Source organism: Serratia sp. NA_112.1 (genome assembly GCF_052691715.1).
Genome location: NZ_JBQZFO010000003.1, coordinates 19,669 through 44,314, shown reverse-complemented (window position 1 = coordinate 44,314; position 24,646 = coordinate 19,669). Strand labels below are relative to the sequence as shown.

Annotated in this window: 27 protein-coding genes and 5 pseudogenes; 20 read left to right on the top strand and 12 right to left on the bottom strand. The window is 53.7% G+C overall.

Annotation, left to right across the window (positions count from 1 at the left end; all coding sequences use genetic code 11):
• Nucleotides 1–387: 387 nt before the first annotated feature.
• Nucleotides 388–744: a hypothetical protein gene (locus ACUTQ5_RS07855; RefSeq protein WP_445650788.1), complete on the top strand. Its 357-nt coding sequence runs from the start codon at nt 388–390 to the stop codon at nt 742–744.
• A 56-nt stretch (nt 745–800) separates the two neighbouring features.
• On the opposite strand, the gene ACUTQ5_RS07850 is transcribed toward ACUTQ5_RS07855, so the two are convergent.
• Nucleotides 801–956: a hypothetical protein gene (locus ACUTQ5_RS07850; RefSeq protein WP_445650787.1), complete on the bottom strand. Its 156-nt coding sequence runs from the start codon at nt 954–956 to the stop codon at nt 801–803.
• Between the two features lie 48 nt (nt 957–1,004).
• Nucleotides 1,005–1,277: pseudogene (locus ACUTQ5_RS07845) on the bottom strand (FAD/NAD(P)-binding oxidoreductase); the annotation flags it as partial.
• Nucleotides 1,278–1,345: 68 nt separating this feature from the next.
• Here ACUTQ5_RS07845 and ACUTQ5_RS07840 point away from each other — a divergent pair.
• Nucleotides 1,346–2,010: pseudogene (locus ACUTQ5_RS07840) on the top strand (Ldh family oxidoreductase); the annotation flags it as partial.
• A 46-nt stretch (nt 2,011–2,056) separates the two neighbouring features.
• Here ACUTQ5_RS07840 and ACUTQ5_RS07835 read toward each other — a convergent pair.
• Nucleotides 2,057–2,485 carry a universal stress protein gene (locus ACUTQ5_RS07835; RefSeq protein ID WP_261095199.1) on the bottom strand — a complete coding sequence of 143 codons (429 nt, stop codon included), beginning with the start codon at nt 2,483–2,485 and terminating at the stop codon, nt 2,057–2,059.
• Between the two features lie 177 nt (nt 2,486–2,662).
• Nucleotides 2,663–2,956: pseudogene (locus tag ACUTQ5_RS07830) on the bottom strand (LuxR C-terminal-related transcriptional regulator); the annotation flags it as partial.
• Between ACUTQ5_RS07830 and ACUTQ5_RS07825 the strand changes: the two are divergent.
• Nucleotides 2,910–3,329 (top strand): enoyl-CoA hydratase/isomerase family protein, encoded by a 420-nt coding sequence (locus ACUTQ5_RS07825; protein WP_445651142.1) that lies wholly within the window; start codon nt 2,910–2,912, stop codon nt 3,327–3,329. The pseudogene ACUTQ5_RS07830 and the gene ACUTQ5_RS07825 sit on opposite strands and share 47 nt — an antisense overlap.
• A 105-nt stretch (nt 3,330–3,434) precedes the next feature.
• Here ACUTQ5_RS07825 and ACUTQ5_RS07820 read toward each other — a convergent pair whose 3' ends face one another.
• Nucleotides 3,435–3,734, bottom strand: a complete 300-nt coding sequence (locus tag ACUTQ5_RS07820) for a putative quinol monooxygenase (RefSeq protein ID WP_445650786.1) — start codon at nt 3,732–3,734, stop codon at nt 3,435–3,437.
• A gap of 155 nt (nt 3,735–3,889) precedes the next feature.
• Here ACUTQ5_RS07820 and ACUTQ5_RS07815 point away from each other — a divergent pair, with 155 nt between their 5' ends.
• Nucleotides 3,890–4,384, top strand: coding sequence for a DedA family protein (locus ACUTQ5_RS07815; RefSeq protein ID WP_445650785.1), 495 nt, complete (start codon nt 3,890–3,892; stop codon nt 4,382–4,384).
• Nucleotides 4,385–4,617: 233 nt separating this feature from the next.
• Here ACUTQ5_RS07815 and ACUTQ5_RS07810 read toward each other — a convergent pair whose 3' ends face one another.
• Nucleotides 4,618–4,857: a hypothetical protein gene (locus tag ACUTQ5_RS07810; protein WP_445651156.1), complete on the bottom strand. Its 240-nt coding sequence runs from the start codon at nt 4,855–4,857 to the stop codon at nt 4,618–4,620.
• Between the two features lie 657 nt (nt 4,858–5,514).
• Between ACUTQ5_RS07810 and cycA the strand changes: the two genes are divergently transcribed.
• Nucleotides 5,515–6,915: a D-serine/D-alanine/glycine transporter gene (gene cycA, locus ACUTQ5_RS07805; protein WP_445650784.1), complete on the top strand. Its 1,401-nt coding sequence runs from the start codon at nt 5,515–5,517 to the stop codon at nt 6,913–6,915.
• Between the two features lie 47 nt (nt 6,916–6,962).
• Here cycA and rutR read toward each other — a convergent pair whose 3' ends face one another.
• Nucleotides 6,963–7,637, bottom strand: a complete 675-nt coding sequence (gene rutR / locus ACUTQ5_RS07800; RefSeq protein ID WP_445650783.1) for an HTH-type transcriptional regulator RutR — start codon at nt 7,635–7,637, stop codon at nt 6,963–6,965.
• A 285-nt stretch (nt 7,638–7,922) separates the two neighbouring features.
• Here rutR and rutA point away from each other — a divergent pair, with 285 nt between their 5' ends.
• From rutA to rutG, 6 genes are read left to right on the top strand one after another with little or no spacing between them, the layout of a single operon-like run.
• Nucleotides 7,923–9,023: a pyrimidine utilization protein A gene (gene rutA, locus ACUTQ5_RS07795; RefSeq protein WP_445650782.1), complete on the top strand. Its 1,101-nt coding sequence runs from the start codon at nt 7,923–7,925 to the stop codon at nt 9,021–9,023.
• Nucleotides 9,023–9,769 (top strand): pyrimidine utilization protein B, encoded by a 747-nt coding sequence (rutB, locus tag ACUTQ5_RS07790; RefSeq protein ID WP_445650781.1) that lies wholly within the window; start codon nt 9,023–9,025, stop codon nt 9,767–9,769. Before rutA ends, rutB begins: the two co-directional genes overlap by 1 nt.
• 48 nt (nt 9,770–9,817) lie before the next feature.
• Nucleotides 9,818–10,204, top strand: a complete 387-nt coding sequence (rutC, locus tag ACUTQ5_RS07785; RefSeq protein WP_445650780.1) for a pyrimidine utilization protein C — start codon at nt 9,818–9,820, stop codon at nt 10,202–10,204.
• 24 nt (nt 10,205–10,228) lie between these two features.
• Complete coding sequence (rutD, locus tag ACUTQ5_RS07780; protein ID WP_445650779.1) at nt 10,229–11,032, top strand: pyrimidine utilization protein D; 804 nt, start codon at nt 10,229–10,231, stop codon at nt 11,030–11,032.
• 14 nt (nt 11,033–11,046) lie between these two features.
• Entirely contained in the window at nt 11,047–11,574 is a 528-nt protein-coding gene (gene rutF, locus ACUTQ5_RS07775; protein ID WP_445650778.1) for an NADH-dependent FMN reductase RutF, read from the top strand.
• A 57-nt stretch (nt 11,575–11,631) separates the two neighbouring features.
• The gene (gene rutG, locus ACUTQ5_RS07770) at nt 11,632–12,951 is read left to right on the top strand and encodes a pyrimidine utilization transport protein G (protein WP_445650777.1); all 1,320 of its coding nucleotides are present in this window, start codon (nt 11,632–11,634) and stop codon (nt 12,949–12,951) included.
• A gap of 16 nt (nt 12,952–12,967) precedes the next feature.
• Here rutG and ACUTQ5_RS07765 read toward each other — a convergent pair whose 3' ends face one another.
• Nucleotides 12,968–13,885: a DMT family transporter gene (locus ACUTQ5_RS07765; RefSeq protein ID WP_445650776.1), complete on the bottom strand. Its 918-nt coding sequence runs from the start codon at nt 13,883–13,885 to the stop codon at nt 12,968–12,970.
• Nucleotides 13,886–13,952: 67 nt separating this feature from the next.
• On the opposite strand from ACUTQ5_RS07765, the gene ACUTQ5_RS07760 reads away from it, so the two are divergent.
• On the top strand, nt 13,953–14,528 hold the full coding sequence (locus ACUTQ5_RS07760) for a helix-turn-helix domain-containing protein (protein ID WP_445650775.1): 576 nt from the start codon (nt 13,953–13,955) through the stop codon (nt 14,526–14,528).
• Nucleotides 14,529–14,633: 105 nt separating this feature from the next.
• Complete coding sequence (locus tag ACUTQ5_RS07755; protein ID WP_445650774.1) at nt 14,634–14,828, top strand: hypothetical protein; 195 nt, start codon at nt 14,634–14,636, stop codon at nt 14,826–14,828.
• On the opposite strand, the gene ACUTQ5_RS07750 is transcribed toward ACUTQ5_RS07755, so the two are convergent.
• The gene (locus ACUTQ5_RS07750; protein ID WP_445650773.1) at nt 14,812–15,735 is read right to left on the bottom strand and encodes a LysR family transcriptional regulator; all 924 of its coding nucleotides are present in this window, start codon (nt 15,733–15,735) and stop codon (nt 14,812–14,814) included. The two genes, ACUTQ5_RS07755 and ACUTQ5_RS07750, sit on opposite strands and share 17 nt — an antisense overlap.
• Before the next feature lie 68 nt (nt 15,736–15,803).
• Between ACUTQ5_RS07750 and ACUTQ5_RS07745 the strand changes: the two genes are divergently transcribed.
• The 4 genes from ACUTQ5_RS07745 to ACUTQ5_RS07730 all read left to right on the top strand — a co-directional run bounded on the left by ACUTQ5_RS07745 (nt 15,804) and on the right by ACUTQ5_RS07730 (nt 19,248).
• Nucleotides 15,804–16,421, top strand: coding sequence for a LysE family transporter (locus ACUTQ5_RS07745; protein ID WP_445650772.1), 618 nt, complete (start codon nt 15,804–15,806; stop codon nt 16,419–16,421).
• Nucleotides 16,422–16,499: 78 nt separating this feature from the next.
• Entirely contained in the window at nt 16,500–17,099 is a 600-nt protein-coding gene (gene wrbA / locus ACUTQ5_RS07740) for an NAD(P)H:quinone oxidoreductase (protein ID WP_445650771.1), read from the top strand.
• A gap of 239 nt (nt 17,100–17,338) precedes the next feature.
• Nucleotides 17,339–17,650: a hypothetical protein gene (locus ACUTQ5_RS07735; protein ID WP_017892346.1), complete on the top strand. Its 312-nt coding sequence runs from the start codon at nt 17,339–17,341 to the stop codon at nt 17,648–17,650.
• A gap of 137 nt (nt 17,651–17,787) precedes the next feature.
• Complete coding sequence (locus ACUTQ5_RS07730; RefSeq protein ID WP_445650770.1) at nt 17,788–19,248, top strand: TrkH family potassium uptake protein; 1,461 nt, start codon at nt 17,788–17,790, stop codon at nt 19,246–19,248.
• Nucleotides 19,249–19,369: 121 nt separating this feature from the next.
• On the opposite strand, the gene ACUTQ5_RS07725 is transcribed toward ACUTQ5_RS07730, so the two are convergent.
• A complete protein-coding gene (locus ACUTQ5_RS07725; protein WP_445651155.1) occupies nt 19,370–19,561 on the bottom strand; it encodes a hypothetical protein in 192 nt (63 codons plus the stop codon).
• Here ACUTQ5_RS07725 and ACUTQ5_RS07720 point away from each other — a divergent pair.
• Nucleotides 19,509–19,893: pseudogene (locus ACUTQ5_RS07720) on the top strand (c-type cytochrome); the annotation flags it as partial. The gene ACUTQ5_RS07725 and the pseudogene ACUTQ5_RS07720 sit on opposite strands and share 53 nt — an antisense overlap.
• Nucleotides 19,894–20,000: 107 nt before the next feature.
• On the opposite strand, the gene ACUTQ5_RS07715 reads toward ACUTQ5_RS07720, so the two are convergent.
• Complete coding sequence (locus ACUTQ5_RS07715) at nt 20,001–20,216, bottom strand: hypothetical protein (RefSeq protein WP_012006231.1); 216 nt, start codon at nt 20,214–20,216, stop codon at nt 20,001–20,003.
• Nucleotides 20,217–20,676: 460 nt separating this feature from the next.
• Between ACUTQ5_RS07715 and betT the strand changes: the two genes are divergently transcribed.
• Both betT and ACUTQ5_RS07705 read left to right on the top strand, forming a co-directional pair.
• Complete coding sequence (betT, locus tag ACUTQ5_RS07710; protein WP_445650769.1) at nt 20,677–22,671, top strand: choline BCCT transporter BetT; 1,995 nt, start codon at nt 20,677–20,679, stop codon at nt 22,669–22,671.
• Between the two features lie 272 nt (nt 22,672–22,943).
• Nucleotides 22,944–23,189 (top strand): annotated as a pseudogene (locus ACUTQ5_RS07705) (Arm DNA-binding domain-containing protein); the annotation flags it as partial.
• Nucleotides 23,190–23,221: 32 nt separating this feature from the next.
• Here the strand turns inward: ACUTQ5_RS07705 and ACUTQ5_RS07700 are convergent.
• Nucleotides 23,222–24,613, bottom strand: coding sequence for a VasL domain-containing protein (locus ACUTQ5_RS07700; RefSeq protein WP_445651141.1), 1,392 nt, complete (start codon nt 24,611–24,613; stop codon nt 23,222–23,224).
• Nucleotides 24,614–24,646 lie beyond the last annotated feature (33 nt).

Below are 24,646 nucleotides of genomic sequence, written 5' to 3'. Positions count from 1 at the left end.
ATCTCATTACCGACATATTCAATATTTTTTTTAATCTTGATTGTTTATAAAAAGCAATATAAAAAAACTCAATTTAATTACGCAGAGTACAAATATCCTTATACAGCAAATAATAAGAATAAATCCTTAGGCAAATATCTTAATGAATAAACAATAAAAAATAAAAAAACACAGAAAAAAAATTAGCACGAACATGATAACAAATAAGTATTATTCTACTTATCAACAAGGCATCTTCCTCACACATTGCCACCAGCCTCACCTCAACCCCATCTAAACAATAACTATTATCATTTTCAATTTTAGCAGCAGTTTATTACACTCAGGCTCCACCTGAGAAAATTCTCAGCGTGTGCATTTAGGACGAAAGGAAGAGTCAGGAATACCATGAAGAAGTATAGCTTTTTGATTTTATTACCGTTAGTAACATTGACCGCCTGTACCCAATGGGAACGCGCTGGCGCCGGCAACGCCACCCGTGATGCGGAGTATGCAGAATGCAAGGGGCGGGGATACGAGCGGTTTCCTCCCGATGTGGTACGTGACTTTGAGTTTAGCTACGAGAACCAATACCACAGCTGCGAGAAAGACAAAAAAGACTGCCCGAAAGGCTACCGTTACGATAAACAACCCTCGTTTAAAACGGTGCAAAACGATCGCAATGAAGAGGCACGAACGGCGACTATCGAAGCTTGTATGTATGGCAAAGGCTGGCATGAGAAAACCTATTACTGGCCACAGTAATCTCAGCGTTGTCGAGGCTGGCACTTAGCTCAACTGACACTGCTTACCGCCGGGGATTATTCATCATCACCGTGCGGCATGCCGGTCCTCGGCCTAGCTTTATTCTGTTCCGGTTTTTTATCTTTTGCGGCCGATAATGCCCGACCAATCAGCCACAGCAGCAGCGGTATCAGCAGCAGGCACAGCCCCAGCGTAATCAGTGCATTTATCATCCGTTGTCCGCCCGATCTTTCTGGTCACTATGTCTGAGTGTAGCAGGCTTATCCGCCGTGCTCGATATGGCCCAACCGAGCCAGAGTAGCCACCCTGGCTGGCGTCAGGGGGATCCGTGGGACCGGCAGTGGCCAGCCGAACAAATGGCGCGCTGCCGCCGCACAAATCTTGCCCTGGCAAGCACCCATGCCACAGCGGCTGCTCAACTTGGCGGCCGTCCAATCGGCTAATCTACTTAACTGATGCAGCGGCACATCCTCACAACGACACAATAGCGTTTCCCGTGTCGCCAGCGTTTTCAGCATAGGGTTAAGCACAAAGGTAACCTGCGCGGCGTTCAGTGCTTGGCTGCTCACACCATACTCCGCCATGCGTTGCAGTTTACCTTCGGCATGTGCATTACTCGGCGCTGTGGGCCGATATCGAACCCTTGACCGACAAGGGGCTGGTGGCCCAGGCCTATACCCCCAACCATGTCTGGGTCACGCCGGCAGGAGGAACCCGGCAGCTGTTTGGTACCAATCCGATTGCCTTCGGTTGGCCACGTCCTCAGCGACCACCCTTTATTTTCGATATGGCCACCAACGCAACAGCACGCAGTGAAACCGAACTGCATCGCCGCGCCGGTAAGCCGTTGCCACCGGGGTGGGGCATCGATCGCCAGGGGCAACCCTCCGCCGATGCGGCGAGCGTGTTGCAAGGGGCGATACTGACCTTTGGCGGTCATAAGGGGTCGGCGCTGGCGGCGATGGTCGAACTGAGCGCCGGGCCGTTGATTGGCGATATGACCAGTAAGGAATCACTGGCCTACGATCGGCAAACCGGCTCCTCCCCTTACGGCGGTGAGCTGATTATCGCGATGGATCCCGATCGTTTTCTGGGGGCGGACAAGACGGTGCATTTGGCCAGGGCAGAAGTCTTATTTGCGGATTGAGTGATCAAGGGACACGTATTCCGGGGGAACGGCGTTTTGAGCGCCTACAGTACAGTGAGCAGCACGGCATTAGCTTGCAGCAGACGCTGTATGACGAGATTGTGGCGCTCTGCCGATGAACGAATCAGGCCCGCAATGCAATATTGCGGGCCTGATTTAACGGGATTACCTGACCACCATCACCGAGATATTGGCATGGCGCACAATGGCCGCCGCGTTGGAACCTAGCAGGTAGGTTTTTACACTCGGGCGACGCGAGCCGATGATGATCAGATCGGCCTTGATCTCCTCCGCCAACTGCAGCACCTCATCGCGCGGCGAACCAAAGCTGATGGTGTAATCCAGGCGATCCAGGGGAATGTCTATTTCCGACATGATCTTCTTGAGCCTATCTACCGCTTTCACTTCCGCCTGATTCTCAAATTCCTTGATACCGAAAGAATAAGCGGTAACGAATGCCGAAGCATCCGGCAGCGCATGGAAGAAATGCACTTTGGCACCGGATATTTTCGCCAGGTACTCAACATGCTCCAGCGCATGCTCGGTCAACAGATCTTCTTCAATATCTATCGGCACTAATATAGTCTTGTACATATCACATCCCTTCTATGCAACCTTGGTGCCTACAGGGTACTGCCGGGAAGAGTACGGGTGAACCGCTTATTCGCGCTTTTGTGATCGGCGGTAAATACTGACCAGGATAATTCCTTATTTAACAAAATATAAACATCACATTTCTAACGGATAGCCGATTAACTATTTCAAACGCGGTTAAATAAGCTGTAAATACACCGCCTTCGCCGTGGCGACGGTTTTATTGGCCACCGAAAGCTTTTTAATCGAATTGCCAATGTGGAAATTCACCGTCCGTTCACTCAGCCCCATTAACTGAGCAGTTTCTTCCGAGGTTTTACCTTCGCTGCACCAGCGCAAAATATCCTTTTCGCGCAGAGTCAGCACATCTTTGATTGCCTCGTCGTTTACCGATATTAATGCCTCACGCAGCGTTTTATGAACCATCTGCGCCAACCACAGGAAGAAGGTTTCGTTACGCGCACTGGCCTGCGACCTGATTGTCGCCAGCCGCAACGCGCAATTCAGTTTCCCGGAAACCGGGCTGGGATTGATAGCCGCGCAGGGAGAGTGTTCACGGCTGCCGGCGCGCATCTCACCCTACATCGCCCTCGATTGGTTGTTGACCGGCCGGATCATCACCGCACAGGAAGCCTGGCAACAGGGGGCTATTTCCCGCATCAGCGAGGGCAGCGCATATGAGGAGTCGCTGAATCTCGCCCGGCAGATTGCGCAGAAAAATCCGCAGGCAAGTCAGGCGGTGAAGGCCATCGTCCACCATGGATTAAACCGACACGAAGCCCCTTCCTTTGACTACCAACAAAGTGGGGTAAACCGGGCGCGTCAGGCGGCAATATCCTTTTAGGAACATTCTTAATGAATGGTAATCATTCGCAGTCTAATTTTTAATCATTACAAGACAGTGCTTGAGAAGCCATTAACCCCGCTCTGCGGGGATTTTTTTGCTCCCTTAGCCCTTCACCAAGGCAAATGGCTGCATAAACAGGAAGGTGCAGGGTTTACTTTGATGCTGGTTGATTAACGGTACCAAACGCCTGAAATGTTCCGTCTGGCAATGGGCGTCCGGCGCGGCGCGATCGGGCCACTCTTCGACAAAAATAAAATGCCCCGCGTCCTGATGATCGATAAACAGTTCATAGGAGAGACAAAGCGGCTCCTGCCGGGTTTTCTGCACCAGTTCCTGATACAGCGGCATCACCGTTTCAACACAATCGAGCTTGATAAAATCTTCAGCAATCACTTTTAACATTGTTACCTTCCTTGTTTTTATCTCAAGCGAACCATCAGGGTAACCGCGCTATCTCATCAGGATGAACCTATTCAGTTAACAAAACCTAATTTACCATTTATTGAGGTTATCAATGGGAAACTGGTCACCAGAGGATACATTTTCAAAGGTGGCCGATGGAACAACTCACACAAATTATTGCCAAATACAGCCCGGAACCTGAATTCCTGTTGTTGATTATCTTTTTATTTTCGCTGGGAAAGTCAGTGATTTTTATTTCCTCGTTGCTGCCACCCGCGTCGGTCACGCTAATACTGGGCATCGTTGCCGGTAAAAGCGTGCTCCCCGACGTTCATGTCTGGGGGGCGATTACCCTGGGCGCCTTACTCGGCTCCGTTTTGTCCTTCCATTGTGGCGCGCTGTTCTGCCTCCGGGGATCACTCAAAGGGTTACCGGTCAGATTTCATGCACCACTGCACAGGGCACAAACCGCACTGCAGAAAAAAGGCATGCCACTGTTGTTTATCTCGCGTTTTTTGGCGGTGATGCGCTACAGCGTGCCGTTGGTGGCCGGCATCATTACATTGCCCCTGAGGCAGGTCTATTGCGCCAGTGCGCTGTCCGCCGGGATTTGGGCGCTGGCTCTGATATTGGTTAGTCGGGTGTTTTGACCTGACTATCAATACCAGACTGGCCGATACTATGGCTAAGGTAGTAAAAAGCCACCTAAAGGTGGCTCTAGGTTGCTGACAAAGCAGGAAAAAGCGTGGTTTTTCCTGCTTTGTGGTGAGCAGCCGAAAATCAATAAATTGATTTTCCTGATTTTTATTTATCGGCCTCTACTCGCTCTGGGCAGGAATGAGGTTTGTCATCAGTCTGAAGCCACCTAAAGGTGGCTCGATGGTTACGCGTGGTTTTCACAACCCGGAAGGCTACGGTCAATAATTAGGTTACCCTCTGCCCGAACACCAATCTTGCCAAACAGGAAGGCATGGTTGAGCTGAGTGATAACTACATTACTCAAACCTACAGCGCATTTATCTTTCTCAATAACTTTATCGATGGCTGTTTTCATTTTACAGAAAGCCAACAACACTTTTCGATAGACTTCCGGCATCCAGACACTTCCCACTACGTCCGGCATATATCATGCTCCCAAGGCAATCGGCTTATTCAATCGAAGTCCCATTATCAATTTTGCAGGAAATAGCTGGCTGTACCACACCCGAAAGGTTGAGATCGGAAGCCCACCTTGCGCCAGATCACTTAACGGCAAATTCCTCCTGAAAGGAGGCAATTTTTGTGGGAAGAGTCTCAATCAGGTATTAATCGTTAAAAAACCATGAAGAAAAAAACCGCTAAAAAATTGATTTAATTTATATTTTTTATTAAATCCAACCCCGTAATCAATTAATTAAACCTCAAGGATGCTACCCACAGTGCTAACAACTCAAGGTGTTAACTTATTCACCTCCGTTCCCCAAATGCAAAACGCTTACACGCATTAGTTTTTCTCATGCGATATTTTTAACCCCCTGTTTTATCAATAAGATAAGCCACATTAGGGCTGTTAATCTGCTAAGACCCAGAGTAATCTTCCGCCCCCAAGACGTCCGATTTGTCTCCGCAGTGTAAAGAACAATCGACTTTTATCCCTCGCATAAATGTTGTAAATATGTTGCACGAAGGTGGCGTTATTGCACTACCTTACTAAAGCCGGGCCAACCGGATAATCGTATAAAAAAGAGCCACTTCAGAGCTCGCTATTTCACTCATGACAGGTAAAACAGGACATCATAAGATGGTAGATCACTCTAAAATAGCCACAGAGGCCGCGCCAGAATCAGAAGATCATCTACGGCGAAACCTAACTAACCGACATATTCAACTGATTGCCATCGGCGGTGCTATAGGTACGGGTTTGTTTATGGGCTCCGGCAAAACCATCAGCCTGGCCGGACCTTCGATCATCTTCGTATACATGATTATCGGCTTTATGCTGTTCTTCGTGATGCGTGCCATGGGCGAGTTGCTGCTCTCCAATCTGGAATATAAATCCTTCAGCGATTTCGCCGCCGATCTGCTCGGCCCCTGGGCCGGCTTCTTTACCGGCTGGACCTACTGGTTCTGTTGGGTGGTCACCGGTATTGCCGACGTGGTGGCGATCACCGCCTACGCGCAGTTCTGGTTCCCCGAACTGTCACAGTGGATCGCTTCGTTGCTGTGTATCCTGCTGCTGCTGGGCCTGAACCTGGCGACGGTGAAGATGTTTGGTGAGATGGAATTCTGGTTCGCTATGATCAAAATCGTCGCCATTGTCGGGCTGATCATCGCCGGGCTGGTGATGATCGCTATGCAGTTCCAGTCGCCTACCGGCACCGTCGCCTCGTTCTCACATCTGTGGAATGACGGCGGCATGTTCCCGAAAGGCATCAGCGGTTTCTTCGCCGGCTTCCAGATTGCAGTGTTCGCCTTTGTCGGCATTGAGCTGGTGGGCACCACCGCGGCTGAAACCAAAGACCCGGAAAAAGTGCTGCCGCGCGCGATTAACTCGATTCCTATCCGCATCATCATGTTCTACGTGTTCGCCCTGATCGTGATTATGTCAGTCACGCCATGGAGTTCCGTGGTCGCCGATAAGAGCCCGTTCGTGGAACTGTTCGTGCTGATTGGCCTGCCTGCCGCGGCCAGCGTGATCAACTTTGTGGTACTGACTTCCGCCGCTTCCTCCGCCAACAGTGGTGTGTTCTCCACCAGCCGTATGTTGTTCGGTCTGGCACAGGAAGGCGATGCACCCAAGTCGTTTTCCCACCTGTCCAAGCGAGCAGTACCGGCTAATGGCCTGACCTTCTCCTGTATCTGTTTGTTGGGTGGGGTGGTGCTGATTTACCTGATCCCGAACGTGATGACAGTCTTCACGCTGGTGACCACCGTCTCAGCGATCCTGTTTATGTTTGTCTGGACCATCATCCTGTGCTCGTATCTGGTTTACCGTAAACAACGCCCGGCGCTGCACCAGAAATCGATCTACAAGATGCCGGCCGGCAAACTGATGTGCTGGGTCTGTATGGCGTTCTTCGCCTTTGTGTTGGTGCTGCTGACGCTGCGCGAAGATACCCGCCAGGCGCTGATCGTCACGCCACTGTGGTTTGTGGTGCTCGGCCTGTCCTACGTGTTCCTGCGTAAGAAGAAAACCGCTTAAGACGCTGCTGGGGGATAGTCCGCTATCCCCCTTTCCGCTCCTGGCGCTTAGCACGGCCGAATACCCTCGACAATCACCCGCTGCACGTTCTCCACCGTCTGCTGAAAAAACGCCTCATCGTCCAGGGTCTTGCCGGTCACCGCTTCTACCTGCACCCAAAAATCAGCGTAATGCTGAGTGGTTGCCCACAGCATGAAGATCAGATGGTGCGGATCTACCGCCGCGATATGACCTTCGGCAATCCAGCGCTCAATCATGGCGGACTTCTCGTCCACCAGCGCCTTCAACCCGCCCTGCAGCTCCAGTTTCAATAAAGGCGCCCCCTGGATCATCTCCAGACAAAACAGCCGTGAAGCCTGCGGATGATGACGGGATACCTCAAGCTTCAGCCGAATATATTCACGAATGGCCTGCAAGGGTTCCTGATCGGCACGCAGCGCTTTAAGCGGTGCCAGCCATACATCAAGAATGCCTTTCAGCACAGCCACATACAGCTCTTCTTTGGAAGGGAAGTAATACAGCAGATTGGTTTTGGAGACGTCGGCGCGTTCCGCCACCTGATCCAGACTGGTGCCATGAATACCGTACAGCGAGAAGAACTCCAGCGCCGCATCCATAATGGTGCTGCGTTTTGCAGCCACCGCACGCGAGCGGCGCGTGGGAGGTTTAAGGGCTTGTGGCTTCACTGCGACTCCTTGGCGCAACCTGATTCGGGCCAGCATAACAAAGCCATTGGGTGAAACCCACGCTTTTGCCTACCCCTTTCGAGTGATTATTTGCACCTTTAACGCGCAGCCTCGCCTGTTTTTTGTGCAGCTATTTTTGACCAAATGGTCTGTTTTAGACCATTCACTCAACAAAAAAAATTACACCTTAAAAAAATTCGTTGATAAATAAGCCATTTTCAAAACTGGCACCGCCTTTGCAAAAGCCTCCGTATCCAGCGCCGCCTGCAGAAAGCATTCAGGCGACGCATGATCCGTCCCACTAGCAACCGAGGTGTTCAAATGAAAATTGGCGTATTTATCCCGATCGGCAACAACGGCTGGCTGATTTCCAGCAATGCCCCGCAGTACCAACCGACGTTTGAACTCAACAAAACCATCGTGCAGAAGGCCGAGCACTACAACTTCGACTTCGCGCTGTCGATGATCAAACTGCGCGGCTTCGGCGGCAAAACCGAGTTCTGGGACCACAACCTGGAATCCTTCACCCTGATGGCCGGGCTGGCCGCCGTCACCTCACGCATCAAGATCTACGCCACGGCAGCCACGTTAACCATGCCACCGGCGATCGTCGCCCGTATGGCCTCCACCATTGACTCCATTTCCAACGGGCGTTTTGGCCTGAATGTAGTGACGGGTTGGCAGAAGCCGGAATACGAGCAGATGGGCATGTGGCCGGGCGACGATTACTTCGGCCGTCGATACGACTATCTGGCGGAGTACGTCAATGTGTTGCGTGATCTGTGGGGCACCGGTAAATCCGATTTCAAAGGCGAGTTCTTCCAGATGGACGACTGTCGCGTCAGCCCGCAGCCGCAGGCGGACATCAAGGTGATCTGCGCCGGACAAAGCGATGCGGGCATGGCCTTCTCGGCAAAATATGCCGATTACAACTTTTGCTTCGGCAAGGGCGTCAACACGCCGACCGCCTTTGCGCCAACCGCAGCACGCTTAAAAATTGCGGCGGATAGCGAAGGCCGCAGCGTGGCCTGCTACGTACTGTTTATGATTATTGCCGATGAAACCGACGAGGCCGCCCGTGCCAAATGGGAAAGCTATAAAGCGGGGGCCGATACCGAAGCCCTGGCCTGGCTGACGGAGCAAAGCGGCAAGGACACCAAATCCGGTGCCGACACCAACGTACGCCAGATGGCGGATCCCACCTCCGCCGTCAATATCAATATGGGCACGCTAGTCGGCTCCTACGCCAACGTGGCGCGCATGATGGATGAAATCGCCACCGTCGCCGGTACCGAAGGTGTGTTACTGACCTTCGATGATTTCGTCACAGGGGTGGAAGACTTCGGCGAGCGCATCCAGCCACTGATGAAAAGTCGCGCCGACGTTTGCCCACAGACTGCCACAAGCCGCGAGGTAGCATAATGAAAATTGTTGAAAACCAACCAATAGTGCGCCGCCAGTCACCACAGGCCGGGGTTACCCTTACCCTGCCTGCCCGTCCGGAGGCTATCGTCTTTGCACCACAGGAAACCGCGCTGATCGTGGTCGATATGCAAAATGCCTACGCTTCGCAGGGCGGCTATCTGGATCTCGCCGGTTTTGATGTCTCGGCCACCGCCCCGGTGATCGCCAACATCAAACGCGCCATCAGTGCTGCCCGTGCCGCCGGAATCAAGGTGATCTTTTTCCAAAATGGCTGGGATAACCAGTACATCGAAGCCGGTGGCCAGGGCTCCCCCAACTGGCATAAATCCAACGCGCTGAAAACCATGCGTAAACGCCCGGAACTGATGGGCAAGCTACTGGCCAAGGGCGACTGGGATTACGATCTGGTTGACGAACTGCAACCGCAGCCCGGCGACATTCTGATCCCGAAACCGCGTTACAGCGGCTTCTTTAACACACAGCTCGACAGCCTGCTGCGCTCGTATGGTATTCATCATCTGGTGTTTACCGGCATTGCCACCAACGTCTGCGTGGAATCCACGCTGCGCGACGGCTTTTTCCTCGAATATTTCGGCATCGTGCTGGCTGACGCCACCCACCAGGCCGGGCCACCGTTCGCCCAGCAGGCGGCGCTGTACAACATCGAAACCTTCTTTGGTTGGGTGTCGGATGTCGACAGTTTCTGTGATGTGCTCGCCGCCCCGCTCAGCCAGACGGCATGAGTTTTGCCCGCCTTTAACCAAAATTAAATTTTCTCCAGGAGCACCACTATGCCAAAAACCATTATTACCCCGCCGGGCACCGGCAAACCGCTGGCTCCTTTCGTGCCCGGCACCCTGGCCAACGGCGTGGTTTACGTCTCGGGCACGCTGGCATTCGATAAGAACAATAACGTGGTACACGTCGGTGACGCGGCGGCGCAAACCCGTCACGTGCTTGAGACCATCAAAAGCGTGATTGAAACCGCCGGCGGCAGCATGGACGACGTGACCTTTAACTCGATATTCCTCACCGACTGGCAAAACTATGCCGCCATCAATCAGGTGTATGCCGAGTATTTCCCCGGCGACAAACCGGCACGCTACTGCATTCAGTGCGGATTGGTAAAACCGGACGCCCTGATTGAAATTGCCACCGTGGCCCATCTGGGCCGCTGAGTCATTATCCACTGAGGACTGAGCATGTATTTTGAGATTTTGGGAAAAGACACGCCGTTGGCACCCACGCTGGTGCTGTCTGCCGGGCTGGGTGGCGCAGGCAGTTTTTGGCAACCGCAGATTAACGCGCTGAGTGAGTATTTCCGGGTGGTGGTTTACGATCACTTCGGTACCGCACACAGCAAGGGCAGCGTGCCGAATGGCTACAGCATGGCCGACATGGCTGATGAGGTGGCGCAGTTGCTACGCTCACTCAATGTAGAACGCTGCTACTTCGTCGGCCATGCACTCGGCGGGATGATTGGCTTGCAACTGGCGCTCACGTATCCGCAACGGGTCGAAAAGCTGGTGGTGGTTAACGGCTGGTCGGCGTTGGACAGCCAGACACAGCGCTGCTTTAAAGTACGTCAGGATCTGCTGCTCAACAGCGGCGTGGAAGCCTACGTGCGTGCCCAACCGCTGTTCCTGTTCCCCGCCGACTGGCTGTCGCACCACCAGAGTTTGCTGGATGAAGAGTTGCAGCATCAGACCGCGCATTTTCAGGGCACCGAAAACCTGCTGCGCCGTCTGCATGCCTTGATGAACACCGATTTCCGTCCACATTTGGCGGACATCACCACGCCGACCCTGGCGCTGTGCTCCCGCGACGATTTGCTGGTGCCCTACCACTGCTCGCATCAATTGGCGGCCAGCCTGCCGAACGGCGAACTGGCCGAGATGGCCTACGGGGGTCATGCCATGAGCGTGACCAACACCGAGCACTTTAACCGCATCCTGCTGGGTTGGCTGTTGAAAACGCAATACGCCCAAGCCCACCTGCAACCCTAGCCCGGAGACACAATATGCAAAGCCAAACGCTGCTTTCCAATACGCCACTACAGCCGCCGTCTGTAGAAAAACAGGACTTCCGCGACGCCATGGCACGCCTGGGATCGGCGGTCAATATCATCACTACCGATGGCCCTGCCGGCCGAGCCGGTTTTACCGCTTCGGCAGTCTGCAGCGTCACCGACACGCCACCAACCTTGTTGGTGTGCCTTAACCGTTCCGCGTCTGTCTATTCGGTGTTCAAACAAAACCAAACGCTGTGCGTCAATACGCTGGCCGCGGAACACGAGTCGCTGTCGAATCTGTTCGGCGGTAAAACCCCGATGGACCTGCGTTTCTCTGCTGCACGCTGGTCTACGCTGGCGACCGGCTCCCCCATTTTGCACGGGGCGGTGGTCTCATTCGACTGCCAGATCGGCCAGATTGTCAGCGTCGGCACCCACGACATTTTGTTCTGCCAGGCGGTGGCACTGACGCGTAATGACGACAGCCACGGCCTGGCCTATTTCGACCGGCGCTACCACTCGCTGTTGAAACAATGAGCGGCGCATAACCCGCTCAAACCCATTCACCTACACCCTAAAATTTTGGAGATAACGATGGCGAAGACCTGGTTTCCCCAATGGCGCCTGAAACAAGGCAGTCTGGACGGTTCGATTGTTGCGCCCGATGAACGGCTTTCGCTGGCACAAACGCTGGTGATGGGGTTGCAACATGCGGTGGCGATGTTTGGTGCCACGGTACTGATGCCGCTGCTGATGGGCTTTGACGCCAATCTGGCCATTCTGATGTCCGGCATCGGCACGCTGCTGTTTTTCCTGGTGGTTGGCGGCCGGGTACCAAGTTATCTCGGTTCCAGCGCGGCGTTTGTCGGGCTGGTAATCACCCTGACCGGCTACAGTGGCCAGGGCGCTAACCCGAATATTGCGCTGGCGCTTGGCGGTATTATCGCCTGTGGCTTGGTGTACCTGCTGATCGGCCTGGTGGTGATGAGCGTAGGTACCCGTTGGATCGAACGCCTGATGCCGCCGGTGGTGACCGGTGCAGTAGTGATGGCGATTGGCCTTAACCTGGCACCTATCGCGGTGCGCAGCGTTTCAGCTTCCAGCTTTGACAGTTGGATGGCGGTGACCACTATTTTGTGTATTGGCTCGGTCGCGGTATTTACCCGCGGGCTGATGCAACGGCTGTTGATCCTGGTGGGATTGCTCGCCGCCTATTTAATCTACGTGATAACCACCAACGGCTTTGGGCTTGGCAAACCGGTGGATTACAGCGCACTAAGTCAGGCAGCCTGGTTCGGCCTGCCACAGTTCACCACGCCGGTGTTTCACCTGCACGCCATGTTGCTGATCGCCCCGGTGGCAATCATTCTGGTGGCGGAAAACCTCGGGCATGTCAAAGCGGTGGCGGGCATGACCGGTCGCGATCTCGATCCTTATATCGGCCGTGCCTTCGTCGGGGATGGACTGGCGACCATGCTCTCAGGTTCAGTGGGCGGTACCGGGGTGACCACCTATGCCGAGAATATCGGCGTGATGTCAGTGACCAAAATTTACTCTACGCTGGTGTTTATCGCGGCGGCGTTGGTAGCGATTGTACTGGGGTTTTCACCGAAGTTCGGCGCGCTGATCCACACCATTCCCGGCCCGGTTTTGGGCGGTGCCTCGGTGGTGGTGTTCGGTCTGATCGCCGTCGCCGGCGCGCGCATCTGGGTGCAGAACAAAGTAGATCTGGGCGATAACGGCAACCTGATTATGGTTGCCGTCACCCTGGTACTGGGTGCGGGCGATTTTGCACTGACTATTGGCAACTTCACCATGGGTGGGATAGGCACCGCCACTTTCGGCGCCATTATCCTTAATGCCCTGCTGCGCAAGCGTAAAGCGCTGCCGCTGGCAGACAGTACCGTACGTTAATTAAACGGCGCTGGTCTTATTCGGCCAACGCCGCCGCTTTCTCTTTGCGGCGAATACGCAGTTCGCTAACCAGCACCCCCAGCACGATCAGTGCGCACCCCAACAGGGCGACACCGGGCAAACGCTCGCCGGCAATACGCCCGACCAACCCGGCCCAGACCGGCTCCCCGGCATAGATGACCGTGGCACGCGTTGGCGAAACGCTGCGTTGCGCCCAGTTCATCGTCACTTGAATGATGGCACTGGCGAGCCCCAGCCCCAGCGCGCTGTACAACAAGTAGCTGCTATACGGCGGTACCGACTCACCGGTAGGCACCATCATCAGGAACGAGGCCACTGAGGCGGTAGCCAATTGCACCACCGTCACCCGCTTGACATTGACCTTGCCCGCATAGGCACCAATCAAAATGATCTCGGCGGCCATGCCCAAGGTGCCAATCAGCGTCAGTATCTCGCCCACGCTGAGCGTCATATCGCTGCTGCTCGGCGCTGCCAGCAGCATCAGGCCGGTGAAGGCCAGTAACACACCGACCCAGGCCATCACACCGGGAAAACGGCCCAACACCAACCACTGCAGCAGCGGCACCATAGGCACATACATGGCGGTAATAAACGCCGACTGACTGCTGCTGATGGTTTGTAGCCCCACAGTTTGCAGACCGTAGCCGAACATAATGGCAACGCCAATAAACACGCCCGCTTTCAGCTCATACCAGGTCAGCCCACGCAAACTGCGCAGCGAAAACAACACCAGTACCAGCGTGGCTGCGGCAAATCGCAAGCCAACGAAAAAGAACGGCCCGCTGACCTGCATGGCAAGATGCACCGCCAAAAAGGTGCCGCCCCAGATCATGGTGATGAAAATCAGCACCGCTTCCTGTCGCTTTATCTTGGGAATGTACGTGGAAATAAAGGATTTTTTTACTACGGACACCGGCTTGCCCTTCCTGCTGGGTGCAATATAATGCACAGATCCTGCCAGTATGAGGTAAAGCCAGTGGATGGGCAATACAGTGAACAACGGTAAACATGAAGCTCCCAAGGTACTGCAATACCTGAGCAGCAACCTGCGCGGTTATCGCCAGCAGGCGGGGCTTAGCCAGGTGGCGTTGGCAGAAAAATCTGACGTCAGCCGCCGCATGCTGGCCGGTATTGAGGCCGGTGACCGTAACGTTAGTTTGGCGGTGCTGGACAAGCTGGCCGACGCCCTGAATATCGCCTTCACCGATCTGATCCAGGCGCCCGAAGCGCGCGGCAGCCATTTGGTGGGTGAATTGGCCTGGCAGGGAGTACAACCGGCAAGTCAGGCGCTGTTCGCTGCCAGCGTGCCTGCGCGCCAGCGGGTTGAACTCTGGGAATGGACGCTAATGCCGGGCGAGCACTACGACTCAGTGCCGGATGCCGAAGGCTGGAGCGAAATTATCTACGTGATCGTCGGTAGCCTGACGCTGGTACTGGAACAGCAAACCCTGACACTGGAGGCCGGACAAACCCAGGTGTTCAACAGCGATCAGCACTATGCCTATGCCAACCGCAGCGAGCTGCCAATACGTTTTATCTGCAACGTCACCTTCTAGTCGCCACGTCAGCCCGCATTTTCAGCAGGCTGTCACCCCTCTGTCGTCCCCATGTCATGCTACTGTCGTGGCGGCCGAGGGTGGCAGCCCCTACACTTGTGCTCAGTGAACGTTCATTTTGGAGAACAGCAGTTTGCCATCAACTGGTTTACCCATCCGCAAGATCTGTGGTCACTGTGGGCCATCGGCGGCATGAGCATCGCGCTCGTCTTGCGTGCCATGAGGCCCCTGCTGTTGCGTGATGTTTTCCGTCGCTGGCAACAACAACGGTTGGCAGAAAAACTCAGGCGCATGCCATAAGCTGTAGCCAATCCGCCAACCGGGCCAGCGCACTGCCCGGCCGGATTTCTTGCGGCGTCAGCAAACAGTAACCGCTGCCGTCCGACGAAAAGCCAAAAGGTGCGCACAGCAACCCGTTAGCGACATCATCACGTACCTGCTGCCACGGGCCGATGGCAATGCCTATCCCCGCCACCGCCGCCTGTAAACTGAAGTAAAAATGATCAAAGCGTTGTTCCGAACGCCCCACCAGCGCGACGCCCTGCACGTGTGCCCACTGTAGCCAGGCATCGGGGCGGGTGGCCGAGTGCAATAACACCGCGTCTTGACTCAACTGCGGCTGGCCACCCTTGGCGGTAACGAAACGCCGTAGCATTTCAGGTTTGCACACCGGCCCGACCCGTTCGTTGAACAACGTCACGCTGTTCAGCTTGTCGTCCCAGTCAAAATCATTGCGACGGATAGCGGCGTTAATCCCATCGTGAAACGAAAACGGCCCACCACCAGCCACCAGTTGCAGGTTAATGTCCGGGTGTGCCAACTGAAATGCCGGCAGACGCGGTATCAGCCAGCGCATCAATAGCGTCGGCTCACAGGACAATACCAGCGGTGCGTCCTGCGCCTGCTGCCGCAGCGTTTGTGCGCTGTGCTCCAAAATACCGAATGCCTGTTGTGACGCCTGCAATAACGTACGACCCGCCGCCGTCAGATACACCCGCCTATGACGGCGCTCAAATAACATCACGCCGAGTTCATCCTCCAGCCCCCTGACAGCACGGCTAACTGCACCGTGCGTCAAACTCAGGCTGTTCGCCGCCTGGGTAAAACTCTCCAGCCGCGCCGCGGCCTCGAAACAACGCAAACCACCCAAGGATAACGGGCGGTTAGCATTGCGTGAGTTTTTCTCACCGGTACTGTCAGTTTTCATCGTTTGTCACCTTCGACCATTTCTCTTATAAATCAGCGACTCTCTTCTGATTTATTAATAGGATAACTATGACCGAACTCCTCGCTGTCGTCACCATTACTTTACTCGCTGTCATCAGCCCAGGGCCGGATTTCGCCATGGTGTCACGCAACAGTCTGCTGCTTTCCCGCCGCGCCGGGGTAGTGACCGCCTGTGGCATTGGCGCTGGTGTACTGATCCATGTCACTTATACCCTGATTGGGGTCGGTGTGTTAATCCAGCAATCTCTGTGGCTATTCACCCTGCTGAAGGCGATTGGCGCCGCCTATCTGATCTATCTTGGCGTCAGTATGCTGCGTAACGCCGGTGCCCAGGCAGCTCCGTCGTCCAGTTCGCCCACAGCCGCTAGTGATATGGTTGCGCTGAAAACCGGCTTTTTAACCAACGTGCTAAACCCGAAAACCACCATTTTTATCGTCAGCCTGTTTATGCAGGTGGTTAATCCGCAGACACCGCTCAGCGTACAAATCGGCTATGGGCTGTTTATTTCACTTGCCCATATTTTCTGGTTCAGTGCCGTCGCGCTGCTGTTTTCCGCACCCCGCATCAATACGCGCCTGCTGCGTATGCGCAAAGGTATCGACAGAGTCTTCGGTAGCCTGCTGATTACCTTCGGCACATTGTTGGCATTGGCCGGAATAAAATAATGCCGCGAAGATAAGTTCAGCATTCACTTCTATGCTTAGGGGGGCATATCGTTCAATCACCAAAGCGGAGAATGGAACATGGCGAAAATATTGGTCCTTTATTACTCGATGTACGGACATATTGAAACCTTAGCGGAGGCGGTAGCGGAAGGCGCTCGCCGGGTCAGTGGCGTTGAAGTGACCCTGAAACGCGTGCCGGAAACCATTGCGGCAGAAGCCTTTGCCAAAGCCGGTGGTAAACAAGATCAAAAAGCACCGGTGGCCAGCCCACAGGAGTTGGCCGATTACGATGGCATTATCTTCGGGACGCCGACCCGCTTTGGCAATATGGCCGGGCAAATGCGCACCTTCCTCGATCAAACCGGCGGCCTGTGGGCTTCTGGCGCACTATACGGCAAAGTGGGCAGCGTCTTCTCCTCCACCGGTACCGGCGGCGGGCAGGAACATACCATTACCTCCACCTGGACCACCCTGGCGCACCATGGCTTTATTATTGTGCCGATCGGTTACGCCACCCCGGAACTGTTTGACGTCTCCCAAACGCGTGGCGGTACGCCTTATGGCGCAACCACCATCGCCGGGGGGGACGGCTCACGCCAGCCGAGCCAGGAAGAACTGACCATTGCCCGCTACCAGGGCGAACACGTGGCAAAAATCACCGCCAAGCTGAAAAGTTAAGCGATAACCTTCTGTTACCTGCACTACGGGGTCGTTGATTCCTTCGACCCCATCTTGTTGCCAACCCACAGCAAGGTTAAAATGCCGCTCAGCCTGCCATTCACTACCTGAACGTCACGGTCGAAATTCGTTCTGCCCGTCAATCACCGCCCCGTGCCCTGATGACGGGCGTTCTGTTTTTGCGCATAGCGAAGGGAAATAAGTCAGTGTCTAAAGATTTTGATGAACTAATAAGAGACATGGATCTTATTATTGAAAATGTAGACAGTTTCAAGGCTCTGGCCCCACGCGCACCCGAACCACCTGTGACGCCGCCTGCGGTTCATCACTACGATTCGTTCTGCGAGAATGTGGCGCTGAAAGTGGTGCTGAAGGTTCTGCTCTCGTCGGTGGATAAAATCGTCAAGGTACAGATTGCCAATAAGGTCGAGCAAGAAATTGCCCAGATAGAACAGCAGGTAGTCCGTGCTGGCGGTGGGCCGGTATCGCCCGAAGATCTGGCTCAGATGACGCAATACGTGCGGCGCACCGTCAACAACCTGTTGGAATAAACACCAACAAGGTTAAAAAACGTGCCAACCTTCGCAGACGATATAAATTTTTACGCCTTTTTTATATCGTCTGCCTTATTCTTTATAGACTTAAAGAATAAATCGACTCATTGCCGACAGGCAACTCGGGCGCAAGTATGGTCAAGAATAAGCAGATTCTGGTCGTTATTCATCTTTGCAGTTTTTTAGTTTTCCTTTACAGCCTGTCCATGATCCCCCCTCTGTTGGTGGCATTGTTGTATAAAGAAAAAAGCGTTTTTTCTTTCTTCTATACGCTGGTGATTGCCGGTTCGCTCGGCGGTTTGGGCTGGTTTAGCACCCGTCAGTCCAGGGTACAGCTGCGCACGCAGGACGGTTTTTTAATCATTGTGTTGTTCTGGCTGCTTTTTTCCATGGTCAGCGCCCTGCCGTTATGGATGGACGACACGCTAAACATCAGCCTGACCGATGCCATGTTCGAAGGTGTTTCCGGCATCACCACCACCGGTGCTTCGGTGCTCAATGATGTTTCCGGCCTGCCCAAATCTTTCCTCTACTACCGCTCCCAGCTCAATTTTATCGGCGGCCTCGGCGTCATTGTATTAGCCGTGGCGGTACTGCCCTTGCTCGGCATTGGTGGCGCCAAACTTTATCAGTCGGAAATGCCCGGCCCGTTCAAGGAAGAACGCCTGACCCCGCGGCTGGCCGACACCTCGAAAAACCTGTGGCTGATTTATCTCGGCCTGGGGTTGGCCTGCACGGTGGCATTTCGCATTGCGGGCATGCCATGGTTTGATGCCCTCTGCCATGGGATTTCTACCGTTTCACTCGGGGGGTTTTCCACCCGCAATGAGAGCCTGGGCTTTTACGATAGCTCGGCGGTGGAAATGGTCGGCGGGATTTTTTCTATCCTGGCTGCGGTGAACTTCACCCTGTATTTCGTCGCCGTGGGACGCCGCAGCCTGAAGCCGCTCTACAGAAACCCGGAACTGCGTTTTTTCCTGCTGGTGCTGTCGATTATTGTGGTGATTGTCTGTTTCGAGCTGTACCGCTCTGACATGTACGGTGCCAAAGACTCCTTCGTACACGGTTTTTTCCTCACCAGTTCGATGATGACCGATAACGGGTTAGCCACCGCCGACTATGCCAAAATGCCTTCTCACACCATTATGTTGCTGTTGGCGGCAAGTTTTTTTGGTGGTTGTGTCGGTTCGACCTGCGGCGGTATCAAGGCACTGCGTTTTCTGATCATGTATAAGCAGAGCCGGCATGAGATCAACCAACTGGTTCATCCCAACGCCATTTTCACCATCAAAGTTGGCAACGCGCCGATTCAGGATCGCGTGTTGCGTTCGGTCTGGAGCTTCTTCTTTCTGTATGTCTTCTTCAGCTGTTTCTTCGTCTGGCTGCTGAACCTGATGGGCTATGACCTGGTCACTTCCTTCGCTACCGTCGCCGCCTGTATTAATAATATGGGATTAGGCTTTGGTGAAACCGCCGCCGGGTTTGGTACGCTCAGCGATGCGGCCAAATGGTTAATGTGCTCGGCGATGTTGCTGGGCCGCCTTGAGATCTACCCTATACTGATTTTGTGCTCCCGAGCTTTTTGGCGTTTTTGATACCTTCGCCGCCCTGTCGCCGTATCGCCTGTTTTTCCTCAACGTTGCTGTACCAACGCTGACACATTCGTAACGTGAATGTGTTTCATTATTGTATTCGTTTCGTTGCGATAAGTTAATTTCACTGTAAATACATACTGCACTGCATAATCAGAATGCCCAGTTCACTACGCAAGTTTAGCAACAGGCCGTTCAGGCCGGCTTGCAGGATGTGGTCACCGCGATTATCACCGCCTGGTATACCGGTACCGTCGGCCATGGCCAATAACACCCTGAGCAATGGTGCCACGTTGTTTAGCGGCAACTGCGCCAATTGCCACCAGCCGGACGGCAGCGGCAGTAAAAATCAGGCTTACCCTTCTCTGTTCAATAACACGGCCACCGGTTCCGGTAACCCGGCCAACCTGATCTCAGCGATTCGGTTCGGCGTTGAACGACCAGCAGATCGGTGCTATCAGCAACTATGTCCTGCAACAGTATGGCAATCCGGCGGTTAAGGTCAGCGCCACGGACGTCAACCTATTGCGGCAAGGTGGCCCGATCCCGCTGCTGGCCAGCCTACAGCCTTATATGGCTCCGGCAATCAGCGTGGCGGTACTGGCCTTGCTCATCCTGGTCTGGCTGGTGGGAAGAAAACAGCGTTAAATCCTGTGATTGCAGGTTGGGGAGCTATCCCCGGCTTGCAGGTTTGGCCGCAAGCCACGCAAGGATAGTTTCTGCCTTCATCCTGAGGAATTCGGCATAGTTCGCTTTTATTGAGTTTGATTTTCCACACGGGTGATGCCGTGTTTCTTCATCACTTCTTCCATGGTCAGATTTTCATCATCCGGTGTTTCATCAATGACAACATCTTGCGGACGAACATAAGGTTTGGTGGCACGTTTGAACATCCACCACCAAACGAACACCAGAAACGCACCGGACTTCAGAAAAATCATGGTCCACAATGCTATTTGATACCAGGTCATCTCTATCTCCATGAAAGAGTTAAACGCGATCGCGTCAGTCTATTTTACCCTCTGCATTGTCCCGATCAATAGTCAACGACCTATCCCCCGGGTTCAGGGCCGCTGTTATAGGCATTTCTATCAGGAATTGCTCTACCCTGCCGCCAGCGGCATCTTGCACGGCCTCCGATTCCCCACCAGAGGCTTTGTTTGTCCAGTTGCTGTTATTGCCGGTTTGGCCGACTCGTTTTTCCCTTCGAAAAGAGCGGATTACCCTTTCTCACAGGCTCTTTTTTCATATAGCTAAAAAGTCTAACCAAACCGCTTAAAATAGCCGTTTCAACCAAAAAATGTTAATAGCCCCGTTTTTCCGCTATACTCGCCAGGTTAGATTTCTCGGGCAGCCTGTTTCGCCCACTTTTTATGGAGCTGTTTTAACGGATAAACCCTCACTCCTAACGGACTAGCTAGAAGGTATTCTATGAGCCAAAACGACACTGAAATTGTGGCACGTCGTAGCCATATCAATCCTCCGGTATTTTTTATCTCTGCCGCTTTAATCATCGTCCTGGTGGCCTTTGCCGCCTTTTACCCAGAGTTGGCCGATCGCAAATTCAAAGCGTTGCAACAGGGTATTTTCACTAACGCCAGCTGGTTTTATATTCTGGCGGTGGCACTGATCCTGATGAGCGTGACCTACCTGGGATTGTCGCGTTACGGCAATATCAAGCTCGGGCCGGATCACGCCCAGCCAGACTTTAGCTATGTTTCATGGTTCGCCATGCTGTTTTCCGCCGGGATGGGCATTGGCCTGATGTTCTTTGGCGTCGCCGAACCCGTAATGCATTATCTTTCCCCCCCAATCGGAACGCCGGAAACAGTGGAAGCGGCTAAACAGGCCATGCGCCTAACCTTCTTCCACTGGGGCCTGCATGCCTGGGCAATCTACGCTATCGTGGCGCTGATCCTGGCCTTCTTCAGCTATCGCCACGGCCTGCCACTGACGCTGCGTTCCGCGCTATATCCTATTATCGGCGATCGCATTTATGGGCCGATTGGCCACGCGGTAGATATTTTTGCGGTGATTGGTACCGTGTTCGGTGTCGCCACCTCGCTGGGCTACGGTGTGTTGCAGGTTAACGCCGGCCTTAACCACCTGTTTGGCTTGCCGATCAACGCAACGGTGCAGGTGGTTCTGATCGTGGTGATCACCGGCCTGGCTACGCTGTCAGTGGTTTCCGGACTGGATAAAGGCATCCGAATTCTGTCCGAATTGAACCTCGGCCTGGCGGTGTTGCTGCTGGTGCTGGTGGCTGCGCTCGGCCCGACCGTGCTGTTGTTAAAATCCTTTGTCGAAAATACCGGCGGTTATCTCTCTGACATCGTCAGCAAGACTTTTAACCTGTATGCCTATGAGCCGAAATCCAGTAACTGGCTGGGCGGTTGGACGCTGCTGTATTGGGGCTGGTGGTTGTCTTGGTCGCCTTTCGTCGGCATGTTTATCGCCCGCGTTTCACGTGGACGTACCATCCGTGAATTCGTTACCGGCGTGCTTTTCGTCCCCGCGGGCTTTACGCTGCTGTGGATGACCGTGTTCGGTAACAGTGCCATTAATCTGATCATGGTCGAAGGTGCGCGAGATTTGGCTAACACGGTGCAAAATGACGTAGCACTGGCACTGTTCAACTTCCTGGAACATTTCCCATTCTCTAATATCTTGTCATTTATCGCCATGGCCATGGTGGTAGTCTTCTTCGTCACCTCAGCGGATTCGGGAGCGATGGTGGTAGATACTCTGGCTTCCGGGGGGACCGACCAAACTCCGGTCTGGCAGCGGATTTTCTGGGCCGGCATGATGGGCCTGGTCGCCATTGCCTTGCTGCTCGCCGGTGGGCTGAGCGCACTGCAAACCGTCACCATCGCCAGTGCCCTGCCGTTCTCGATGATATTGCTGATGTCTATCTACGGGCTGTTAAAGGCCTTGCGCATCGACGCCTATAAGCGTGACAGCCAGGTGATGACCACTATTGCACCGACCGCCGCACGCAACCCGATTTCTTGGCAACGGCGGTTACGCAATATCGCCTACTTCCCGAAACGTTCTCAGGTAAAACGCTTTGTCAGTGAGGTGGTTCAACCGGCCATGGCGCTGGTAGAAGCTGAATTAGCCAAGCAAAACACCACTTCCTCTATTGATGATTCACAGGACGATCGCATCCGTTTCGAAGTCGATTTGGGTGATGACCTGAACTTCGTCTATGAGGTTCGCCTGCGGGCCTACATTCAACCGGCCTTTGCTCTGGCGGGCTTGAAAGACGAGGAACGTGATGAGGAACATAAGTACTACCGGGGTGAAGTCCACCTGAAAGAAGGGGGCCAGGATTACGATGTGATGGGCTGGACGCAAGAACAGATCATTCACGATATTCTCGACCAGTACGAGAAACACCTGCACTTCCTGCACCTGGTACGCTAGTACTTTTCGCTGTTACTCTGCCGCCCCATCCGGGGCGGTTTTTTTGGATCGAGCACGGCGAACCATTTTCTGAGCATAAAAAAACCCCGCGATCCAAGAGCACGGGGTCATAATTTATGGCGGAGGAACAGACCTCTTATCTCACATCCAATCCAACGCAATTCAATTAAATCTTTAATATCATGATGTTATTTACAGCACTCATTTAAAGCTGTTCAATCAAATCCACTGATAGCCAAAACAAATGGCCTACTGGATTTCGAGGAAAGCCCATGGCTGTAATCACCGATACCAAAGCAAAAAATATCAAACTGGACGACAAACCTATCCCTCACGGAAGCGTAACTGGCCTGGCGCTTCACCCATCCTCAAAACGGGGGCGCGGAAAATGGGTACTCCGTTTTATAAGCCCTCAAACACAAAAGCGTCGTAACGCAGGGCTAGGTATTTACCCCGAGATCGGTATCGCCGAAGCCGGAAAACTTGCCAGAACTATGCGCGAACAATTAGTCGCAGGTATCCAGAACTGGCTGCATAACTAGCACCGTTTTTATTTTGATGCATTCTGTTTTATTTCAGCATATCGGGTAGTCAGTTGCTTCAGATGCATCTCCAGTTGAGCCCTGAGAGCGGCAGGTAAAGGTTCTCCAGCAGGATTTTGTGATAATGCCCGCAGTTGCTCTTCAGCCGGTATGGATTGATTAAATGACTGCATGGTGGAAAATACCACGGACTTGAGCTCACTGACCGTCATGTATTTACCCTTCTGCTCATCCAGCCCGCTCAGCCGGTTACTCAGTTGCTGTAGCTTCGTCATCCCTTGATGCCAGCCATTCAGGTTCTCTGCAGGTATGCCAGCAGCGTTCAACTGCCGCTGCCATTGTTGTACCAGAGGTTTAGTCTGTTCCGGCCACAGCAACTGAGCCTGTTCCAGAAGCTGCCGACTGTAGGCAATATTCCAGTCAGGAGGTAATTTATCCAGTCGGGCAAGCTGCTGTTGTGTTTGCGCTATCACTGTTTGTGATGACAGGGATTGCTGACGCAACATATCCAACTGTTCAGGTGTGAGTATTGCGGGTAACGGTGCCAGAGATGCAGCAAACTGAGTCTGTAACGGGTCAGGTCGGTGCAAGACATGCCAACCCCACACCGTTGCCAAACTTGTCACCAGCATGGAACACATCCCGGCGGCGAAGAAATGCCACTTTTTTTCCGGAGCTGGCACCGCTGCCAGTACTTCCACATTCGCCTGGTGTTCTGGTTGCGTTACATACACCCACTTCACTGGGCTGGCCGGTGCATCTTTCTCTGCAATCGGGATACCTGAGTGGGCTTCAGATGATATTCCCAAGTCATTCATTGTCGCAGCAGACGGCACGATTCCGGGCTGAATAACAACGCCGGAACCCGATGCGCCGTCACTGTTTTCCAGACGAACAGCACTGTTATGCATCAGGGTACGCAAGGTATCGAACTGACTCAGATGTTTGAGCTCCAAGCGCTGTAATATCGCCCCCAGGCTGGCAAGCTGCTGTTCTGCACGATAAAGCTGGCTGAGGTCACTGTAATTCAGTGGGAGAGTACGCATCAGCTGTTGTATACGCTGGCTCAGAGCGCTGAGGATTTCCATGCGAGCGTGTACCGGCTGCGGCCAGAGTACCCCCCACTGATGGCTTATCAGGGCTTCCAGTATCGCCAGCCCTTCATTGAGACCGAATAATCCGGCAAGTTGCGTGCGGGCCAGCGTGTACCATGCCGCTGTCTGCAGCTCCACGCCATTTTGTTCAAACAGCGAGAGGCAGAGTTTTTCGGCATAACGCCAGTTCACATCCGGACGTGCCGGATGTGACAGCTTGCTCAGCTCATCGCGCAGGGCAGCATAATCCGGCAGCGTGCGCGGGTCGCCGCCGGTTTTGATTTTACGGGAGGGAATGTCATTCATGACCAGATATCCATTTGACATATAAGGAGCTAT

What these genes read in the sequence shown, in the direction of transcription:
- ACUTQ5_RS07820 (WP_445650786.1), bottom strand. Translation starts at nt 3,734, where the DNA reads ATGTTAAAAGTGATTGCTGAAGATTTTATCAAGCTCGATTGTGTTGAA.
- ACUTQ5_RS07760 (WP_445650775.1), top strand. Translation starts at nt 13,953, where the DNA reads ATGGGCAATACAGTGAACAACGGTAAACATGAAGCTCCCAAGGTACTG.
- ACUTQ5_RS07750 (WP_445650773.1), bottom strand. Translation starts at nt 15,735, where the DNA reads ATGAAAACTGACAGTACCGGTGAGAAAAACTCACGCAATGCTAACCGC.
- ACUTQ5_RS07735 (WP_017892346.1), top strand. Translation starts at nt 17,339, where the DNA reads ATGGATCTTATTATTGAAAATGTAGACAGTTTCAAGGCTCTGGCCCCA.
- ACUTQ5_RS07810 (WP_445651156.1), bottom strand. Translation starts at nt 4,857, where the DNA reads ATGCCGGACGTAGTGGGAAGTGTCTGGATGCCGGAAGTCTATCGAAAA.
- rutR (WP_445650783.1), bottom strand. Translation starts at nt 7,637, where the DNA reads ATGCTGGCCCGAATCAGGTTGCGCCAAGGAGTCGCAGTGAAGCCACAA.
- rutG (WP_445650777.1), top strand. Translation starts at nt 11,632, where the DNA reads ATGGCGAAGACCTGGTTTCCCCAATGGCGCCTGAAACAAGGCAGTCTG.
- ACUTQ5_RS07715 (WP_012006231.1), bottom strand. Translation starts at nt 20,216, where the DNA reads ATGACCTGGTATCAAATAGCATTGTGGACCATGATTTTTCTGAAGTCC.
- ACUTQ5_RS07855 (WP_445650788.1), top strand. Translation starts at nt 388, where the DNA reads ATGAAGAAGTATAGCTTTTTGATTTTATTACCGTTAGTAACATTGACC.
- rutB (WP_445650781.1), top strand. Translation starts at nt 9,023, where the DNA reads ATGAAAATTGTTGAAAACCAACCAATAGTGCGCCGCCAGTCACCACAG.
- ACUTQ5_RS07700 (WP_445651141.1), bottom strand. Translation starts at nt 24,613, where the DNA reads ATGAATGACATTCCCTCCCGTAAAATCAAAACCGGCGGCGACCCGCGC.
- rutC (WP_445650780.1), top strand. Translation starts at nt 9,818, where the DNA reads ATGCCAAAAACCATTATTACCCCGCCGGGCACCGGCAAACCGCTGGCT.
- rutD (WP_445650779.1), top strand. Translation starts at nt 10,229, where the DNA reads ATGTATTTTGAGATTTTGGGAAAAGACACGCCGTTGGCACCCACGCTG.
- ACUTQ5_RS07850 (WP_445650787.1), bottom strand. Translation starts at nt 956, where the DNA reads ATGATAAATGCACTGATTACGCTGGGGCTGTGCCTGCTGCTGATACCG.
- ACUTQ5_RS07730 (WP_445650770.1), top strand. Translation starts at nt 17,788, where the DNA reads ATGGTCAAGAATAAGCAGATTCTGGTCGTTATTCATCTTTGCAGTTTT.
- rutF (WP_445650778.1), top strand. Translation starts at nt 11,047, where the DNA reads ATGCAAAGCCAAACGCTGCTTTCCAATACGCCACTACAGCCGCCGTCT.
- betT (WP_445650769.1), top strand. Translation starts at nt 20,677, where the DNA reads ATGAGCCAAAACGACACTGAAATTGTGGCACGTCGTAGCCATATCAAT.
- cycA (WP_445650784.1), top strand. Translation starts at nt 5,515, where the DNA reads ATGGTAGATCACTCTAAAATAGCCACAGAGGCCGCGCCAGAATCAGAA.
- ACUTQ5_RS07815 (WP_445650785.1), top strand. Translation starts at nt 3,890, where the DNA reads ATGGAACAACTCACACAAATTATTGCCAAATACAGCCCGGAACCTGAA.
- wrbA (WP_445650771.1), top strand. Translation starts at nt 16,500, where the DNA reads ATGGCGAAAATATTGGTCCTTTATTACTCGATGTACGGACATATTGAA.
- ACUTQ5_RS07835 (WP_261095199.1), bottom strand. Translation starts at nt 2,485, where the DNA reads ATGTACAAGACTATATTAGTGCCGATAGATATTGAAGAAGATCTGTTG.
- rutA (WP_445650782.1), top strand. Translation starts at nt 7,923, where the DNA reads ATGAAAATTGGCGTATTTATCCCGATCGGCAACAACGGCTGGCTGATT.
- ACUTQ5_RS07745 (WP_445650772.1), top strand. Translation starts at nt 15,804, where the DNA reads ATGACCGAACTCCTCGCTGTCGTCACCATTACTTTACTCGCTGTCATC.